This window comes from Mycobacterium saskatchewanense, assembly GCF_010729105.1.
GTDB classification, from domain to species: Bacteria; Actinomycetota; Actinomycetes; order Mycobacteriales; family Mycobacteriaceae; genus Mycobacterium; species Mycobacterium saskatchewanense.
Genome location: NZ_AP022573.1, coordinates 1,032,448 through 1,049,088 on the forward strand (window position 1 = coordinate 1,032,448; position 16,641 = coordinate 1,049,088).

Consider the following 16,641-nt stretch of genomic DNA (forward strand, 5'->3'; position numbering starts at 1 on the left):
CTCAAGATCTCGGGTCACAGGACTTCTGCCCGAACCGGTTTGGGATCCCGTTACGGCGCATTCACTGGGAGGACACCGGAGGCGGCGGGCGGGGGACGAAGTATCGCGCGGAACGCGCGACAAACGACACGACGCCGGAGCCGCCTGACGCTAAACAGGCTCTGGATTTTCGCCGAGAGTGCGCCGGCTAGATCTGCCGTTGCTGCAGTCGCGCGATGACCCAGAACGGTAACGCCACGAAGAGCGTGCCGCCGATCAGGTTACCGATCGTGGTGATCCCGATGTTGGTCAGCAGGCCGTGCTCGCCCCAACCCCAGGTGATCCCTCCGCGCGGTGCGGCGTGATGAAAGAGGTTGAGCAACAACGGAAGTCCGAGAAACCCGACATTGGCAATCACGTGCTGGGTGCCGCCGATCACGAAGGCGAACGGACCGTAGAACGCAAAGGCCATCCGGGCCACGTCGCTGCGGGCCTTGAAGAACATGCACATCGCCGTCTGCAGGAACCACGTGCAGATCACCGCGAGCAGCAGGGCCGTCCCGACCGGCTGGCCGGCCTTCTGGGAGCCGACCGCCGCTGCCCGTTCCGCGAACGCGCCGAGATAGGGACCTCCCGCGGCACCACAGACTGCGACGAAGACAAGCGCCCCAACGATGTTGCCGACGAGCCCGACCCCGACGAGGAAGGCGTAGACCCGCACCGTCATCGTGCGTTTGAGCACGGCGAGGAACCCGGCGGCCATGTCGGCGGTGATCAGCGACATGCCCGACACGAGGATCAGCACGAACGACATGCCGAACGCCAGGCCCATCAGCAGGCTGGCCACGCCCGGCGTCTTGACTCCCGTGCTCACCATCAGCGCGAGCAGCGCGCCGAAGGCCACCATCGCGCCACCGACGAGGGATCGCATGAGGAACGCCCATGGGTGCGAGGCTTTTTCCACCGCCATGGCCGCCACGCGGTCGACCATGGCCCCCACGCTCAGCGGTTCGAACGGGTCCTCGGCCGAGCGGTCGGGGGGGCCGGCCGACGGGGACGGGGCGACCGTGTCCGGCACGGACACGCTATCCAGTTGCGGCGCTTCCGCGTTGATCGTCATGCGTGTTCGCCTCTCCTAAAGGTGTTGATGGCGCTGAGGACCTGGGAGATGTGCTCGTCGCTGAGCTTCTCCCCCTCGAAGACGTGGTTGAGGAGGACTTTGAGGTCGAGCATCTGTTGCAGGTAGACCAGACACGGTGGACATTCGTCGAGGTGTTTGGCCACCACCGCCCCCCACTGGCGCGGATCCGAATCGACGAGATCGTCGACGAGCCGGACGAAGTCGACGCAGTCGATGGCGGGGACTGTGTTGTCGTAGACGGTCATCGTCGATACCGCTTTTCCAATTCGTTTCGAAGATTTCCCCGGGCGCGGTAGAGCAGGGCTCGCTGCCCCTCGGCGGAGAGCCCGAGGATCCGCGCCGCCTCGTCGGCCGAGGTGCCGACGAGGTCGCGCAGGATGACAAGCTGCCGTTGGCGCTCCGGCAGCGCGTCGAGTGCGGCACGGACGTACCCGACGAGTTCGCTTTCGACGGTTCGGTCCTCGGGCAGGAAGCGCTGGGACGGCGGGACACTCCAGTGACCGGCATCGGGGTGACCGGCGGGGTGCATGCGGCCCGAGAGCGGGTCGCCCGACTCCGCATCCGCGTCGGCCAGCAGTTCGTGGTCGCGGATGCGGGATTCGCGGCGCCGGTGGCGCGAGGCCGTGTTCCTGACGATGCTGAACAACCAGGTGCTGACCGAGGAGCGCCCCTCGAACGAGTCCGCCGACTGCAAAACCTGCACCCACGCCTCTTGCACGGCCTCTTCGGCGACGGTCGGTGAACTCACCATGGTGCGGGCGAAATTCACCATCGGCCGGTGGAAGTCGCGCACCAGGTTGGCCAGCGGAACCCCGCCGACCAGGCGTTCGGACTCGGTGCCCTCCGGTGGCACCGCCACCGGAGTCACCATCGACCCGAACTCAGGCGCATCCGGCCAACTCCCAGCGCAATTGGCCCTCGGACGGCGACTGCACAGGGATGAACGCCGCCTCCCGATACCGGCGGCTCGCCGCCGTCCTGCTCGCATAGCCCTTTCCGCCGGCGGTCCGGATCTCGAGATCCGCGCTCGCGCTGGAAAGCTCGGCGGCGGCCAGGCGCAACGACAGCAGGTCCTTCTTGGTCGGCGCCTGCACCCCGCCGACGGCCGCGGCCAGGCGGCCCAACGTTGCTTCGGCGCGGGTGAGCCTCTCGGCGACACGGTCGACGTCAGCCGCGAACACGGAGTTGACCCCCCCGAGCCCAAGGCGCGCCTGCTCCACCGCGGTACGCGTCAACCCCAGGCACATGGCTGACTGCAACACGAGGAACGTCGGGCGAACCGACTGCAGGAACCCGTCGAAGTCACGCGACAGCACCTGATCCGCCGGGACGAACGCATCCTTCAGATTCAGGTACGACGACGCGGTACTACCCATCGCCAGTAGATCGAAGTGATCGCCCACGACCACGCCGGGCGTGTCCAACGGCAGGGCCACGATCAGCCTCTCGCCGCCGCCGCCGACCCGCACCGCGGTCACCATGGTCGAATCGGGGTACAGGTTGCTGGCCCACCGGATCGGGCCCGATACCTCGTAGCCCCCGGCGACTGGTGTGGCCGTCAGCTCCAGGGTGCCGCAGCCCGCCGCTTCCTTGAACGCCGAAGCCATGCCAGTGACCCCCAGGGTGGCGCCCGCTAGCAACGGCTCAACCGCGGCCAAGGAGAAAGGCGTTGCCGCCGTAAGCAGGTATTCCACCGCCATGCGGTTGGCCCACAGCGAGAACCCGGTGCTCATGCATTCCCCGGAAATCGTGCGAATCACATCGGCCATCTCGGGGAGCCTGCCGTCCGCGTTGCCCGGCGCCCCGATCCCGAGCACTCCGGCCGCGCCCAGCGCCGCGAAGCTGCGTCGGGAATGGCCCTCGCCGCGGTCCAGCTGCCCGGCATGGGCCCGGATGTCCTCCACGAGTCCGACATCCAGCTGGCTCGCCCTGGGGTCCATGGTCGCCGTCATTTCCGTGCCTCCTGAGCCTGCTGGGCGGAATGTTTCCATGCGTAGTCGAGGAACTTGCCGTCGAACGTGACGACCACCCTGTCGCCCCCCGGATCCGGGCGCCGTTCGACGCTCATCTGAAAGTTGATCGCGCTCATGATCCCGTCACCGAACTCTTCGTGGATGAGTTCTTTGATCGCCGGCCCGTAGACCGCCAGCGCCTCGTGGAACCGGTAGATCGTCGGATCATCTGCCATCGTGGCATCCGATCCGCGATACGGCACCATCTGCAGTACCGTCACCGCCTCGTCGTCAAGGCCGAGCAGCGCAGCGACGGTCGACGCGTCGTCGACCGACAGCGGATGCTGGCCGAGCAGCGCCGCGACCGTCCACACCGGGTCCTTGCCAATCGATTCGGCGATCTTCGCCCAGCTCAAACCGTGCCGAACGCGGGCCACCTTGATCACCTCGGCGAGGTCGGCCCTGGTCAAAGTCGTTGTCACAGTGGGCTCCCGTCGGATCGTCAGTCGGTGATCAGGGTCGAGTCGACGCTCACCGGATTGCGGAACGTATTCACCACGGGCGACCAGGCGATCGCGTTGTCGTGGATCTCCTTCAGCGTCGCCTCATCAGCGTCCCCCGCCAGCGTCACCCGGCAGCGGACCGCGCTGAAGCCCAGCCGCTTGCCCTCCGGTGTGTCGCCGACCCCCCAGACCGCGGAAATGTCGATGTCGCCTTCCATTTCGACCTCGATCTTGGTCAGCGTCACGCCGCGGTGCGTGGCGTTGGCCAGCAGGCCCACCGACACGCATGAGCCCAGCGCCGCCAGCGCGGTCTCCGAGGGGTTGGGGGCCGAGTCGTCGCCCAGCAACGCGGGCGGCTCGCCCACCAGCATCGGCGCCAGGTCGCGCACGTAGGTCATGTTTCGGAATCCCGCCTCACACACCGTCGTCGCCTTCAGCGTCTTGCGGCCGGTGGCCGGATTCTCCTTGGCGTTACACGACAGCCGGTCGAGCCCTTGTGCGTCGATGACGAGCGCGTCGGTCATGAACTTCCTCCGTTTCTCGCTGATTGGATCTGTCACGGAGTTAGTGCTCGGCGGCCATCGGTGCGTGACGGCGGGCCGCACGGATTTACCGGGACGACACGAAACATGACGTGCCTGAAACATCGCGGTTCCGCGTGCCCGCGCGGATGGGTGAGGCGTTGCTCACTTGCGCCGACTGTGCCCGACGTCGAGGTCTTTTCATGGGCGCGTCGGTGCCGCGGCGATAGCTGGCACCGGGCGTCGGGCCGGCGGCGGGGCAGGTCGAGGGGCGCGGGCGCCACGCCGAAGGGCAATAAAATCCCACCGATCTTTTCTGGCGTGCGCCCGGCGGCGCGGTGGCCGCCGGCGCCTACGGGGCGGTCGGCTCCGTCACGAAGTCGATGAGCTCCTCCACGCGGCTGATCAACGCCGGCTCCAGGTCGTTCCAGTCGCGCACGCGCGCGCGGATGTGCCGCCAGGCCCTGGCGATGTCGGCCTGGCCGCCGTGCGGCAGGCCGAGCGCCCGGCAGGCGCCGTGTTTCCACTCGATGTGGCGCGGCACGTCGGGCCACACGGTCAGGCCGACTCGCTGCGCCTTGACGGCCTGCCAGATGTCGACATAGGGATGGCCCACGACCAGCGTGTGGGCCCCACCCGGGCCGCGCCGCACCGCATCGGCGATCCGCGCCTCCTTCGAACCCGCGACCAGATGGTCGACCAGCACGCCGAGCCGGCGTCCCGGCCCGGGCGCAAACTCTTCCACGATGCCGACCAGGTCGTCGACGCCGCCGAGGTGCTCGACGACCACGCCTTCGATGCGCAGGTCTTCTCCCCAGACCTGGGCGATCAGTTCGGCGTCGTGGCGCCCCTCGACATAGATGCGGCTGGCGCGGGCGACGCGGGCCCGCGTCCCGGGCACCGCGACCGATCCCGACGCCGTCCGGCCCGCGTCGGCGGGTGCCGGGCGTCGCGGTGCGGTGAGGATGACGGGACGCCCGTCGAGCAGGTATCCGGGGCCCAGGGGGAAGCCGCGGGTCCGGCCATGGCGATCTTCGAGATCGATGCGGCCGTATTCGACGCGGACCACCGCACCGACGTAGCCCGTCTGGGCGTCCTCGACGACCATCCCCAACTCCACCGGGTGCTCGGTGGAGCGGGGCTTGCGCCGACCCGCGGCGAGGACATCGGTTCCATAGCGATCGGCCACCCGGCAATACTAGGAACGCGTTGCGGCCAAACGTGGTTACGGCACGCCAGTGACCGGCCAACCGTGACCCGACGGCTTTCCGGTTTGCGGCACAAGGATTGTAAGAATTTGCCAGCAACCGCGTGGCGTTAACCGATCGGTGACCTTAGCGCTGCTACCTTGTGATCTGCGGTGCCAACGCCGTCGATCCGCAGTGTGGCGGTTAGCGAGGTGGAAGATGGACCTTACCCAATGGGTTTCCAGCATTGTCGCCTTTGTGCGGGCCGGCTACCCCAGCGGCATGCCGATGACCGGTCATGTGCCGGCGGCGGCCCTGTCTCGTCGGCGGGTGTCCACCGATGAGATCGCCTCGCTGACAGACGAACTCGCGGGCCACCGGCCCTGGCCGGTCAGCGCCACGGACGTCGGCGTGGCGATCACCCGCATCACGGACGCGATGCCGTCTCCCGAGGACATCGCGCGGATCCAGCGCCGGCTGGATTGCCGCAAAGCCCCGACCGCTTAGGGCACACGCTCTTTCGAAGCATCCCCCGAAGGCTTGACCGGGCCGCCGCAGGCCGCCAGAAACGCCGGGTAATCCCACGTTGCCAAAAACTCTTGACCCGCTTGCAATCCGCGTTGGTACAGCGCATCGCGCTGCTGCGCGGTGATGTCGAAGTCGATCGGGCTGACCTCCTCGGCGGGCACAAAGATGGTGCGGCGCACCGTGCACGGGTCGTCGATGTAGGCGTTGTCCTGATTGCTCAGCAATGTCTCGATGGCGGCGATCCCCAATGAGACGGGGCCGTGAACCGGGTGCGTCGGCGGGATGCCGGGGCGCGCCGACAACCGGATCCCGAACGTCGGCCACCGGGGCTGCGCATCGGGCCGGTCGAAGAGCTCCACCGGAAAGTCGGACAGCAACCCGCCGTCGACCCACGTCGCGCCACCAACCCGAACCGGCTCGAAGACATACGGAATCGCCGCCGACGCGTGTACCGCCCGCGCCACCGGGAAGTCGTCCGGGTCGACGCCGTAGGAAGGCAGGTCCCATGGGATGCGAACCAGCCGTCGCCGTGACAGGTCGCTGGCCGTCACGACGAGCGACCAGGCGAACTGGTCGGGCTCCTCGCCGGTGCGCAGGTCGCCAAAGGTGCGCACGCCGAGCTCGGCGAGCAGGCCCGCCAGCAGCCGTTCGAGATAGTCACCGCGATACACCCCGTCGGACACCAGCAGCGAGAGACCCCCGCCGATCAGCGGTACCCGGCCAATCAGGCTGCGGTCCAAGAACTTCCGGTAGTCGATCGAGCGCATCACCTCGCCCAGCCGCGTCATCGGCTCACCGGCGGCCTGCAGCGCCGCCACCAGTGCCGCGACGGTCGCGCCAGCGCTGGTGCCGGCCACCCGGGGGAACCGGCAGCCGGCCTCGGCGAGCGCGTCGACGGCGCCGACCAGTCCGATCCCCCGGACGCCGCCGCCCTCACAGACCAGGTCGACCCGTCCGGCCGACACGTGGGCCGTCATGAGACCCGGCACCCGTCGGGGCCGAAGAAGTGCAGGTGTCCGGGTTCCGGGTGCAGGCGCACCCGGGTACCCTTCTCCGGCGGGTGGCGGCCGTCGGCGCGCGCGACGACGGGCTGATCGATCACCTTGCCGGAACCGGTGATTCGGCCGTACAGGTAGGCGTCGGCCCCGAGTTCTTCCACCACGTCGACCTCCATCTCGACACCGCGGCTGCCGAGTTCGAAATGCTCGGGGCGGACCCCGACGACGACCTCGGGCGCAGAATCGGCGATGCCGCGCGGTAGCGGAATGACCCAGTCTCCCAGCGAGACCGAGGAATCCACGATGGGCAGGGTGAACAGGTTCATCGCCGGTGACCCGATGAAGCCCGCGACGAACACGTTGCCCGGATTTCGGTACAACTCCCGGGGTGGCGCGAACTGCTGCAGCACACCGTCGCACAGCACGGCCACGCGGTCCCCCATCGTCATCGCCTCGACCTGATCGTGGGTGACGTAGACCGTGGTGGTTTCCAGCCGCCGCTGCAGCGCGGCGATCTGGTTTCGGGTCTGCACCCGCAGTTTGGCGTCCAGGTTGGACAGCGGCTCGTCCATCAGGAACACCTGCGGCCGCCGCACGATCGCCCGCCCCATCGCCACCCGTTGGCGTTGCCCACCGGAGAGGTCTTTCGGCTTGCGCTCCAGGTAGGGTTGCAGGTCAAGCAGTTTCGCCGCGTCGAGCACCCGCTCGCGGATCTCCCCCTTCGGGATCTTGGCGATCTTCAGCGCGAAGCCCATGTTTTGGGCGACCGTCATGTGGGGGTAAAGGGCGTAATTCTGGAAGACCATGGCGACGTCGCGATCCTTGGGGTCGATGTCGGTGACATCGCGGTCGCCGATCCGGATCCGTCCGGAGTCCAGCGTCTCCAGCCCGGCGACCATCCGCAGCGATGTCGTCTTGCCGCAGCCGGACGGCCCCACGAGCACGACGAATTCGCCGTCCCCGACGAAAAGGTCGAGACCTTCGAGGGCGGGTCGATCGGTCCCAGGGTAGCGTCGTGTCGCCCGCTCGAAACTCACCGAAGCCATGGCTATCCGTTCATCCCGGTGACGGCGATGCCGCGGACGAACGACCGCTGCGCGACGGCGTAGATGACCACCAGCGGCACCATGATCAGCATGGAGGTCGCCATGATGACCGGCCAGCGCGCAACGTACTCACCTCGCAGCCGGACCAGGCCGAGCGTCAGGGTGGCCAGGCTGTTGCGCTGAATCATCAACAGCGGCCACAGGAAGTCGTTCCACACGTTGACCCACGTGAGCACCGCCAGCACCGTCACCGCCGGCCTCGCGTGGGGCAGCAGGATCCGCCAGTAGATCTGCCACGGCGAGCAGCCGTCCAGGATCGCGGCCTCCTCGAGGTCTGTGGGGAGCGTCCGGAAGAACTGGCGCATCAGGTAGGTACCGAAGGCGCTGCCGAACAGGCCCGGGACGATCATCGCCCACGGCGTGTCGACCCACCCCAGCGTCCGCATCAGGATGAACTGCGGGATCACGGTGACGGTCAGCGGCACCATCAGCGTGCCCAGATACAGCACGAACAACGTGTCACGGCCGCGAAATTGCAGGCGGGCGAACGCGTATCCGGCCAGGGAGCAGAAGAACACCTGACCGGCCGTTACGCACCCGGCATACAAGACGGTGTTGAAGAACATGCGCCAGAACGGCATCAGCGTGAACGCCTCGGTGTAGTTCGACCACCGCGGGTGGGCCGGCAGGAGCCTCGGCTCGGTCACCTCGCCCTCGTTCTTCAACGAGCCCGACACCGCCCAGGCGATCGGGAACAGCCAGCACCACGCGATGGCGATCAGCGCGGTGTAGACGAGCAGGGCACGAAAGACGTTGCGCTTGAACACGCGCTCACCCGAGACCACGGGAAGCCTCCATCGACCGCTGCCTGGTCAGCCGCAATTGCAGCACGGTCAGCACCAGCAGGATGGCGAACATCACCCACGCCAACGCGGACGCATAGCCGAACTCCAGGAATGAGAAGGCGTGCTGGAACAGCATGATGCCCAGCACGTAGGTCGCCGATTCCGGGCCTCCGTTGGGCCCGTTGAGGACATAGACCATGTCGAACGCCTGGAACGCGTGGATGATCGAGATGACCACCACGAACGACATCGCCCCCCGGATCAGCGGCACGGTGATGAACGCGAATTGCCGGATCTCACCGGCACCGTCGATCCTGGCCGCCTCGTAGAGGGTCTCTGGAACCCCCTGCATCGCCGCCAGCAAGATGACGGTGGCGAACGGCACGCTGCGCCACACGCTGACCATACACAGCGACACCATGGCCCACTTGGGATCGACCAGCCACGGTATCGGGCCGATCCCAATCCAGCCGAGCATGATGTTGAGGAGGCCGTTGTCGGTGTTGAAGACGAACTGCCATACGACCGCCATCACCACCGACGAGATTGCCAGCGGCAGAAAGACGATGGTCCGGAAGATGCCGATGCCCCGGACCTTGCGGTTCAGCACGCCGGCGACGACCAGGCTGATCAGCAGTGTCGGAACGACCGTCCCGACGGTGAAGACGACCGTGTTGCGGATCGCGATGAGAAACAACGGGTCGGAGGTGAACAGCTCCCCGAAGTTCTTCAGCCCCACATACTTCGGCGGCCGGAAAACGTCCCAGTTCTGGAAGCTCATATAGAGCGAAAAGCCGAGCGGGAACAGCATGAAAACCACGACCGCGGCCAGGTTCGGTGCGACGAACAGGCGGCCCGCCCGGGCGCGTCGTCGCGCGGGACGCGAGCTATTTGCGCTCTGGCGAGTGACCGGCCCGGCCGGGGCGGGAGTGTCGACCGATGTCATGAAGCGTGCAGCACCTCGTCGACTGCGGGCGACAACGCGCGCAGCGAGGTCGCGGGGCGCGAACCTCGCAGCACCGGGCCGAAGCTGCGGTCCATCAGGGCGACGACTTTCTCCCAGGCCGGGGTGACGGGCAGGCCGTCGGAATGCGCCGGCCCCTGCGTGAGCACGGCGACGTTCCCCAGCCGCCGATGGGCCTTGGCGAAGCCGGCGGAGTCGAGCGCGGACCGCAGCACCGGCACGAACAGGCTGGATTCGGCGATCAGTGCCTGGCCGACGGGACCGGTTGCGAATTTGACGAATTCCCAGGCCTGCTCCCTGCGCGGGCTGCCCGCGGAGATGGCCAACCCGGTGGAACCGATATTCGAGCGCGCGGCCTGTCCCTGGCGGCGCGGGCCCACCGGCAGCGAGGTGACGTCGAAGTCGAGGCCGTCGGCACGGATGAACGTCTGGTAGCGCCAGTGGCCGCCGAGCGCCATCGCCGCTTTGCCCGACGCGAAGAGGTCCGGTGTGGACATCGATTGCACCTCCGACGCGTTGGGGGCCACCCCGTGCTTATTGGCGAGGTCGGCGTAGAACTGCACGGCCTCGACGAAGGCGTCGTCGTCGAAGTTGAAGTGGGCCGGGTTCTTCAGCGGGGTGGACCACGGCACGCCGTTGTTCATCGCGAACAGGCCGGCCGAGTAGTACGAGTACCACATGTTGACGAAGCCCCACTGCGTGGCCCGCCCAGACCCGCCCCGCTTGGTCGAAGCCCGCGCCGTCTCGAGGAATTCGCCGAAACTCCAGGGGTGCTCCCAGGAGGTGGGCGGCGCGGGCAGCCCAGCCTCGGCGAAGAGGCGTCTGTTGTAGAAGAGGTAGTTGCCGGACCACTGCTCGGGCAGGGCGTACTGACCTCCGTTGTAGTTGAAGCTGTCGTACAGCGGGACGATGCTGTCCGACTGCAGTTCCCGCGCGAAGGCCGCGTCGCGGGCGAGGATGGTGTTGAGGTCGAGCAACACCCCCCGGTCGGCCAGTTCGGCGTAGGTGAGGTCCCACGCCATCAGCACGTCCGGGCATTTGCCGCCGGCGCAGAACGTCGACAGCTGCTGCATCACGCCGGGCGCGGACAGCACCGCCCGCACCTTGATGTCGGGGTGGCGGCGCTGGAACTCGTCGACGATGCGCATCCTGGCGTCGAGCTCGTCGGGGTTGGCCGCGAAGAAAAAGGTCAACGCGTCATCGTTGGGAGCGCAGCCGGCGGCCCAGGACGCGATCGACATCGCGGTGAGCGCACCGGCTCCCCGCAAAAGGCTCCGCCGCGCGAACGGCTTATCCAGCATCCCTTGTCCGATCGTGCATGCGCGCCGGCGCCGCTGCCGGTCCGGCTTGCCGTCCTTGGTACCCGACCGGCCTGAGATCTTCCTGGGACAGCAGCGTTGACGACAGCGTCCTTGCGCGCACCGGTCACCTTTCCCGCGCGGAGATCGTCAACAGCGTGACCGCATTCAACCAACCCCCTCGAAGGAGACCCAGGCCATGACGCCCTCGATTGTGCGCCGCGTCGCGCTGCGCTGCCATTCGGCTCGCCGCTGCGGAACCAGCTGCCGGACAACGGATTGACTGGCCGTGACCAGCGTATTCGTCCTGATCACCCTGACAACGGCCGTCGTCACCGCGGCAATCGCCGTCGCCGACCTCATCCCGGCGCGATTCGTGCTCGCCAACTCGGCGGAGGTCGGGGTGCCCCGGTCCTGGCTGCCGGGGCTGGCCGCCCTGAAGCTGGCGGGCGCCGCCGGGCTGGTTGCCGGCCTGCTAGGCCCGCGGGCCCTGGGGATTGCCGCCGCCACGGGACTGGTGCTGTTCTTCGTCGGTGCGGTCATCACCCACCTGCGGGCACGCGTCTTGTACAACCTGGCTTTCCCCGGCGCGTACCTGGCCTTGTCGGCGGCCACCCTGGCGCTGATGGTCGCGCGGTGAACGATCAGGCGGGAAAGTAGCGGAGCCGGTCGATCGTGGCGCCGGGCCGGGCCACGTCGGCGAACACGATCCCGCGCCGCGCGCCGGAGTCGACGGAGACGACGACCGTGGGGCCCGCGCTGGTCGTCTTGGTCTGGCGGGACCCGGCGAGCCGCTCGACGAGCTCGGCGACGCCGAGCGGCTCGCCGTCACCCAAAGTGATTGCCGCCGTCTGCGACAACGCCCGCGCGGCGGCGGTCTGGTCGCCCCCGGAGGCGGCGGCCAGGAACACCGCTACCCGCTTCTGGTGCCGCGTGCCCGGGCGCCGGAAGCCCGCCATGAAGCCCGCTGCGCCGCGCGGCCCCTGATTACCGAGCAGCCCCCGCGACAGTTGCAGGGCCGGCGACCAGGCCCGCGTTCCCGACCGCAGGAATTGCCGCATCATCGCCGGGAGCTCCCAATAGGCGCGCAGCCGGGCAATCCGCCACTGCCCGTCGACCTTTCGGAGGTCATAGCGCAGGAAAGCGGGGATGTGCATCGTCACGGCCGGACCCATTGCGACTTCGAGCTCCAGATCGCGCAGCACCGCGGTGCCGGCGACGATGTCGAGGTCGCGGTGGAACGTGATGTCCCGCGGCCCGATGAACGTGTCGAAGAAGCGGCCGATGGCGGCGTGCCCCACATGCGGCCGCGAGCCCACCGGGTCCTCGACGCGGCCGTCGTCGGTGAACAGGGAGACCCATCCGGTGCGGTCGTGCGCGGCCGCGGCCCGCGGCGAGCGGTCCACCACCGCGAGCAGGGACTCCGGTTCGGGTATCGCCATCAGGGTCCGCCGACCAGCTCGACGCCGGCGGCGCGCAGCTCGTCGGCCGTCCGCGCCGCAGAGTCGGCCGCGACCGGCGCCGTCAGGTTCATCAGCACGCGGGTGGCCAGGCCGGCACGTGCCGCGTCCTCGGCGGTGCGCCGGACGCAGAAGTCGGTGGCGAGGCCGACGACGTCGACCTCGTCCACCCCGCGCCGGCGCAACCAGTCGAGCAGCGGAGTCCCGTCCTCGTCGACGCCCTCGAAGCCGCTGTAGGCCGCTTCGTGAGCGCCCTTGCGGAAGACCGCCTCGATTTTTCGGGTGTCGAGGGCGGGATGGAAGCCGGCGCCGGCGGTTCCGGCGAGGCAGTGCGGGGGCCATGACGACGAGTAGTCCGGCCGCTCGGAGAAGTGGTCGCCGGGATCGACGTGGGAATCCTGGGTCGCGACCACGTGTGCGTAGCTGGGCCCGGTGGCCAGGTAGTCGCTGATGGCCGATGCGACGGCGGCGCCGCCAGCGACCGGCAGCGACCCACCGGGGCAGAAGTCGTTCTGCACGTCGACGATGATCAACGCCCGCACGGCCTTTACCCTAGCGCCGGGCGGGACCGCTAGCTGGGCCTTCGCACGGCGACGACGAGGGGCGGTTTGTTTGCCGTTATGCCGGGTAATCTCGCTGCCATGTTGATCCGCAGAATCGCGAGGCCCCTGTTGTCGGCGGTGTTCATCGGGCAAGGAATCGAGTCACTGCGCAATCCCAAGCCCGCGGCCGAGGCCGCGGCGCCCGCGGTGGACGGTCTGCGCACGTTGCCGGACCCGGTCGGCAGCGCCATCCCCGCCGACCCGCAGACCTTCGCGCAAATCAACGCGGCCGTGCAGATCGGCGGCGGTCTGCTGCTGGCCACCGGGAAGGCCCCGCGCATCGCCTCCGCCGCCCTCGCCTTCACGGTGCTGCCGGCCAACCTCGGGGCCCACATGTTCTGGAGCGAAAGCGACCCTCAGCTCAAGGCCCAGAAGCGCCAGGCCTTCCTTACCGACCTGAGCCTGCTCGGCGGGCTGCTGATCGCCTCGGCGGACACGGCCGGCAAGCCGTCACTCGGTTGGCGCGGGCGCCAAGCGGCGGAGCGGCTCTCGGAGCGCGTGTCGTCGGCGCTGCCGGGATCCGACGACTCGGGGTTCGATCCCGATTTCGGCGAGCTGGGCGAGAAGATCGTGCACGGGTTGCAGGTCGGCGCCGAACGCGGCCGCGAGCTGGCCAGCACCGCCGCCGAACGCGGCGCCCCCTACGCCGAGGCCGCGCTCGAACGCGGCCGCGAGCTCGCCAGCACCGCCGCCGAACGCGGCGCCCCCTACGCCGAGGCCGCGCTCGAACGCGGCCGCGAGCTCGCCAGCACCGCCGCCGAGCGCGGCAGGCCCCTGGCCAAGAAGGCGCGCAAGCGCGGTGAGGAACTCGCCGATGAGGCCGCCGACCGGGCCGCCTACCTGGCCCTCAAGGCGCGCCAGCGCGGCGAAGAGCTCGCCGACGAGGCCGCCGACCGGGCGGCGCCGCTGGCCAAGAAGGCGCGCAAGCGCAGCGAGAAACTGGCCAAGCAGGCGCGCAAGCGCAGCGAGAAACTGGCCAAGCAGGCGCGTGCCCGTGGGGAGGACCTGGCCGACACCGCCCGCGCCCGCGGCAGCGAGCTGGCCGAAACCGCGCGCTACCGGGTCGAGGACCAGGTCAAGACCGGCCGCCGCAAGCTCGGCGTCTAGTTCTGCGGCCGGCGGGGCGCCGCACCCGCCACGAAGCTGTCGACGATCTCGTCGACGTCCCGGTCGACATCGACCGTGACGCCGGCCTCGTCGGTGCCGAGCGGTTCCAGCACGTCCAGCTGTGACCGCAGCAGCGCCGGGGGCATGAAGTGGCCGATCCGCACGGCCAGCCGCCGGCCGATGACCTCTGCCGACCCGCTGAGGTGGAGGAATTCGGTGCGGGGGCAGTGCGCGCGCAGCTGGTCGCGGTACTTGCGTTTGAGGGCCGAGCAGCTCACGACGCCGCCGTCGCGGTGGTCTGCCAACCACTGGCCGACCTTCTCAAGCCAGGGGTAGCGGTCGTCGTCGTCGAGCGGCTGCCCGGCCGCCATCTTCGCGATGTTGTCGGGTGGATGCAGGCTTTCGGCGTCCACGAAGGGCACCCGCAGTCGTCGCGCGAGGGCCAGGCCGACGGTCGACTTGCCCGACCCGGATACGCCCATCACGACGATGGGTGACGCCACAGTTACCCGGTTCGGTCGGCGGGATTGCGGTTCCACTCCACCCACCCCACACCACGCCGGCCGTCCGCCGTGGTGATCGTGGCCCAGGCCCGCGGGAACTGGCTGATCCGTCCGTCGTCGGCGGTCAGCAGCACCGGGGCGTGGCCGGCCGGGTGCAGCTCGGCGGCGATCCCGGCCGGCTCCAGGGTCACCGTGGCGTCCCGCGGCAACCCGTTGCCGCCGAACGCTTCCCGCGAGTCCACGGTGTGCAGCTCGGTGACGTCGCCGTCCCGCTGTGCGTACCCGACGCTGAAGCTCGGGGTGCGGGGGATCCGGATGTTCACGCCGTGCAGGTGCGTTCCGTCGTCGAGGTGCAGCGCGGTCCATATCCAGTCCATGCTCCACCAGTCTCGGACGCCCCAGGAGTGGTCGCGCTGCCCTGGGACCGCGGCGATCTCGTAACGGGTGTCCCCGATGGTGACGGCGCCCGAGACCGTGCACGGGATCTCGTATCGCGTCGTCAGCCGGTACTTGTACGGCGCGCCGTCAGTGGTCCACACCAGGTTCATCGCCATCTCGACCGGCGCGCCGGGCTCACCGCGCAACAGGGCGGAGGGATCCGAATACGCCTGCGCGCGTGCGCGCACGTCGACGCGGTAGGCCTGCAGCGGGGCGCTCGCGGAGTGCTCGATGTCGAAGGTGTCGGCGTGCACCGCCCACGGATCGCCCGGCAGCGGAACCTGCGCGTCGACGGCGATGGTCGGCAGGTCCGGGCCGCACAGCAGCGCATGGATCAACGCCTTGCGCTGGTTGGCGATCAGCCCGATGCGAAACCAGCCGCCCAATCCCTGTGCCGCGTCGGCGAAGTCGGCATACCAGCTCTCGCTCCACAGCGGTTCGGCCGTCGGGGTGTGGGTGAGTTCGTCGTCTTCCGTGGGCCGCAACGGCTCGGGCGCGACCGCCGCGGGCAGCGTCGCGAGCGCGTCGGTGTCGAGCACATGGTCGCAGTGACGTTGCAACATCGTCATGAACATCCGGTCACCACGCTCGGTGCGTTCGACGAGGATGGACGAGACGATGGCCATCATCACGCCGAAGAAGCTTTGCCTGCGAACGCCTTCGGCGACGTCGGCCAGGCTCAGCGGCGCGCCCTGCCCCAGCGCTTGGTGGTAGGCCCGCAGCAGGGCGTCGTAGTGAAGTCGACGGTCCGGTGTGGTGAGCGCGCTGCCCAGGAAGTACGACAGGTCGGTCAGCGCCGGACCCCACGACACGGTCTGCCAGTCGACCACCGTCAGCGCGCGGTCGGCACCCGCGGCGCCGAACAACATGTTGTCCAGCCGGTAGTCGCCGTGCACCAGGCCCCGGACCCGGCCGGGTGCCGCCTCCTGCGCCAGGTAGCCGTCGAAGGCGGCCACCAGGCGTTCGCACACCACGCGGTGCTCCGGCGCGATCTGGTCGCCGTAGCGGTCGATGAAGCCGGCGTACAGCGGGGCGATCATCGCTTGGCTGAGCGGCGAGTCCCGGTTGAGCCAGGCCGCCTCCGCCAGCACCGCGTCGCCGAGCAGCGGTCCCTGCAGCCGGCCCAGCTCGACGACGGCGAGGTGGGCCTGTTCGCTTGTGGCCCCGGCGATTTCGTCGCCCACGAGCGCCGGGCCGGCGTCGCCGAGCAGTAGATCGAAGGCGCCCGTCGAGGTGTCCACCGCCGCGTGATAGCAGGGTGCGATCGGCCCGCCCAGGCGCGGCGCCACGCCGCTGTAGAAGCGCACCTCGCGCTCATACAGGCCCAGGGCGAGCCCCGTCTGCCGGCTCACGGGGTCGGTGGCCGCCACCTTGAGCACCACCGGACTCGGGCCCGGGGCCCCGGCGTCGGTATAGGTGAGCCGAACGCGATAACACTCGCTCATCTGGCCGGTTCCGATGCGCTCGACCGAAAAATCGGCGATGGGCCCGGCCCCGACCGCCGCGGTCAGCCAGGCGGCGGTGAGGTCGGCGGGGCGCTCGACGACGTGCTTTGTCTCGGCATGCATG

At 69.0% G+C, this 16,641-nt stretch carries 19 protein-coding genes; 3 read left to right on the forward strand and 16 right to left on the reverse strand.

The genetic code is table 11. The annotated features are described in order from the left end of the window. Positions 1-187 precede the first annotated feature (187 nt). The 7 genes from G6N56_RS04785 to G6N56_RS04815 form a co-directional block, all read right to left on the reverse strand. Positions 188-1,099: a formate/nitrite transporter family protein gene (locus G6N56_RS04785; protein WP_085257342.1), complete on the reverse strand. Its 912-nt coding sequence runs from the start codon at positions 1,097-1,099 to the stop codon at positions 188-190. Next, positions 1,096-1,365 carry an anti-sigma factor gene (locus G6N56_RS04790; RefSeq protein WP_085257343.1) on the reverse strand — a complete coding sequence of 90 codons (270 nt, stop codon included), beginning with the start codon at positions 1,363-1,365 and terminating at the stop codon, positions 1,096-1,098. The genes G6N56_RS04785 and G6N56_RS04790 overlap by 4 nt, the downstream gene beginning before the upstream one ends. Next, on the reverse strand, positions 1,362-1,991 hold the full coding sequence (locus G6N56_RS04795) for an RNA polymerase sigma factor (protein ID WP_085257344.1): 630 nt from the start codon (positions 1,989-1,991) through the stop codon (positions 1,362-1,364). Before G6N56_RS04795 ends, G6N56_RS04790 begins: the two co-directional genes overlap by 4 nt. Before the next feature lie 10 nt (positions 1,992-2,001). Then, positions 2,002-3,072 carry an acyl-CoA dehydrogenase family protein gene (locus G6N56_RS04800; protein ID WP_085257345.1) on the reverse strand — a complete coding sequence of 357 codons (1,071 nt, stop codon included), beginning with the start codon at positions 3,070-3,072 and terminating at the stop codon, positions 2,002-2,004. Continuing rightward, positions 3,069-3,554: a cyanase gene (gene cynS / locus G6N56_RS04805; RefSeq protein WP_085257346.1), complete on the reverse strand. Its 486-nt coding sequence runs from the start codon at positions 3,552-3,554 to the stop codon at positions 3,069-3,071. The genes G6N56_RS04800 and cynS overlap by 4 nt, the downstream gene beginning before the upstream one ends. 20 nt (positions 3,555-3,574) lie before the next feature. After that, entirely contained in the window at positions 3,575-4,099 is a 525-nt protein-coding gene (locus G6N56_RS04810) for an OsmC family protein (protein WP_085257347.1), read from the reverse strand. Positions 4,100-4,448: 349 nt separating this feature from the next. Next, positions 4,449-5,285 (reverse strand): DUF3097 domain-containing protein, encoded by an 837-nt coding sequence (locus G6N56_RS04815; RefSeq protein ID WP_085257348.1) that lies wholly within the window; start codon positions 5,283-5,285, stop codon positions 4,449-4,451. A 217-nt stretch (positions 5,286-5,502) separates the two neighbouring features. On the opposite strand from G6N56_RS04815, the gene G6N56_RS04820 reads away from it, so the two are divergent. Continuing rightward, on the forward strand, positions 5,503-5,790 hold the full coding sequence (locus G6N56_RS04820; RefSeq protein WP_085257349.1) for a DUF3349 domain-containing protein: 288 nt from the start codon (positions 5,503-5,505) through the stop codon (positions 5,788-5,790). Here the strand turns inward: G6N56_RS04820 and G6N56_RS04825 are convergent. Genes G6N56_RS04825 through G6N56_RS04845 form a run of 5 tightly spaced genes read right to left on the reverse strand, consistent with a single transcriptional unit; the run spans position 5,787 to position 10,965 of the window. After that, a complete protein-coding gene (locus G6N56_RS04825; RefSeq protein ID WP_085257350.1) occupies positions 5,787-6,788 on the reverse strand; it encodes a patatin-like phospholipase family protein in 1,002 nt (333 codons plus the stop codon). The two genes, G6N56_RS04820 and G6N56_RS04825, sit on opposite strands and share 4 nt — an antisense overlap. Continuing rightward, complete coding sequence (locus tag G6N56_RS04830; RefSeq protein ID WP_085257351.1) at positions 6,785-7,855, reverse strand: ABC transporter ATP-binding protein; 1,071 nt, start codon at positions 7,853-7,855, stop codon at positions 6,785-6,787. Before G6N56_RS04830 ends, G6N56_RS04825 begins: the two co-directional genes overlap by 4 nt. Before the next feature lie 2 nt (positions 7,856-7,857). Next, a complete protein-coding gene (locus G6N56_RS04835; RefSeq protein ID WP_085257352.1) occupies positions 7,858-8,700 on the reverse strand; it encodes a carbohydrate ABC transporter permease in 843 nt (280 codons plus the stop codon). Next, on the reverse strand, positions 8,687-9,646 hold the full coding sequence (locus tag G6N56_RS04840; RefSeq protein WP_085257353.1) for a carbohydrate ABC transporter permease: 960 nt from the start codon (positions 9,644-9,646) through the stop codon (positions 8,687-8,689). The genes G6N56_RS04835 and G6N56_RS04840 overlap by 14 nt, the downstream gene beginning before the upstream one ends. Then, complete coding sequence (locus G6N56_RS04845; protein WP_085257354.1) at positions 9,643-10,965, reverse strand: ABC transporter substrate-binding protein; 1,323 nt, start codon at positions 10,963-10,965, stop codon at positions 9,643-9,645. Before G6N56_RS04845 ends, G6N56_RS04840 begins: the two co-directional genes overlap by 4 nt. A 286-nt stretch (positions 10,966-11,251) precedes the next feature. Between G6N56_RS04845 and G6N56_RS04850 the strand changes: the two genes are divergently transcribed. Further along, positions 11,252-11,602 carry a DoxX family protein gene (locus G6N56_RS04850; protein WP_085257355.1) on the forward strand — a complete coding sequence of 117 codons (351 nt, stop codon included), beginning with the start codon at positions 11,252-11,254 and terminating at the stop codon, positions 11,600-11,602. A gap of 4 nt (positions 11,603-11,606) precedes the next feature. Here G6N56_RS04850 and G6N56_RS04855 read toward each other — a convergent pair whose 3' ends face one another. Continuing rightward, positions 11,607-12,404, reverse strand: coding sequence for a ketosteroid isomerase family protein (locus tag G6N56_RS04855; RefSeq protein WP_085257356.1), 798 nt, complete (start codon positions 12,402-12,404; stop codon positions 11,607-11,609). Continuing rightward, entirely contained in the window at positions 12,404-12,964 is a 561-nt protein-coding gene (gene pncA, locus G6N56_RS04860) for a pyrazinamidase PncA (RefSeq protein ID WP_085257357.1), read from the reverse strand. The genes G6N56_RS04855 and pncA overlap by 1 nt, the downstream gene beginning before the upstream one ends. Before the next feature lie 99 nt (positions 12,965-13,063). Between pncA and G6N56_RS04865 the strand changes: the two genes are divergently transcribed. After that, positions 13,064-14,131, forward strand: coding sequence for a DoxX family protein (locus tag G6N56_RS04865; RefSeq protein ID WP_163645085.1), 1,068 nt, complete (start codon positions 13,064-13,066; stop codon positions 14,129-14,131). Here G6N56_RS04865 and G6N56_RS04870 read toward each other — a convergent pair. Together G6N56_RS04870 and G6N56_RS04875 are read right to left on the reverse strand one after the other, a co-directional pair. Beyond that, positions 14,128-14,613: a gluconokinase gene (locus tag G6N56_RS04870; RefSeq protein ID WP_085257402.1), complete on the reverse strand. Its 486-nt coding sequence runs from the start codon at positions 14,611-14,613 to the stop codon at positions 14,128-14,130. The genes G6N56_RS04865 and G6N56_RS04870 overlap by 4 nt on opposite strands. 23 nt (positions 14,614-14,636) lie before the next feature. After that, the gene (locus G6N56_RS04875) at positions 14,637-16,640 is read right to left on the reverse strand and encodes a DUF7064 domain-containing protein (protein WP_085257401.1); all 2,004 of its coding nucleotides are present in this window, start codon (positions 16,638-16,640) and stop codon (positions 14,637-14,639) included. Position 16,641 lies beyond the last annotated feature (1 nt).

Coding starts and splice junctions, on each gene's coding strand:
- G6N56_RS04785 (WP_085257342.1), bottom strand. CDS start 1,099: ATGACGATCAACGCGGAAGCGCCGCAACTGGATAGCGTGTCCGTGCCG.
- G6N56_RS04790 (WP_085257343.1), bottom strand. CDS start 1,365: ATGACCGTCTACGACAACACAGTCCCCGCCATCGACTGCGTCGACTTC.
- G6N56_RS04795 (WP_085257344.1), bottom strand. CDS start 1,991: ATGGTGACTCCGGTGGCGGTGCCACCGGAGGGCACCGAGTCCGAACGC.
- G6N56_RS04800 (WP_085257345.1), bottom strand. CDS start 3,072: ATGACGGCGACCATGGACCCCAGGGCGAGCCAGCTGGATGTCGGACTC.
- G6N56_RS04810 (WP_085257347.1), bottom strand. CDS start 4,099: ATGACCGACGCGCTCGTCATCGACGCACAAGGGCTCGACCGGCTGTCG.
- G6N56_RS04820 (WP_085257349.1), top strand. CDS start 5,503: ATGGACCTTACCCAATGGGTTTCCAGCATTGTCGCCTTTGTGCGGGCC.
- G6N56_RS04825 (WP_085257350.1), bottom strand. CDS start 6,788: ATGACGGCCCACGTGTCGGCCGGACGGGTCGACCTGGTCTGTGAGGGC.
- G6N56_RS04830 (WP_085257351.1), bottom strand. CDS start 7,855: ATGGCTTCGGTGAGTTTCGAGCGGGCGACACGACGCTACCCTGGGACC.
- G6N56_RS04840 (WP_085257353.1), bottom strand. CDS start 9,646: ATGACATCGGTCGACACTCCCGCCCCGGCCGGGCCGGTCACTCGCCAG.
- G6N56_RS04845 (WP_085257354.1), bottom strand. CDS start 10,965: ATGCTGGATAAGCCGTTCGCGCGGCGGAGCCTTTTGCGGGGAGCCGGT.
- G6N56_RS04855 (WP_085257356.1), bottom strand. CDS start 12,404: ATGGCGATACCCGAACCGGAGTCCCTGCTCGCGGTGGTGGACCGCTCG.
- G6N56_RS04865 (WP_163645085.1), top strand. CDS start 13,064: ATGTTGATCCGCAGAATCGCGAGGCCCCTGTTGTCGGCGGTGTTCATC.
- G6N56_RS04870 (WP_085257402.1), bottom strand. CDS start 14,613: ATGGGCGTATCCGGGTCGGGCAAGTCGACCGTCGGCCTGGCCCTCGCG.
- G6N56_RS04875 (WP_085257401.1), bottom strand. CDS start 16,640: ATGCATGCCGAGACAAAGCACGTCGTCGAGCGCCCCGCCGACCTCACC.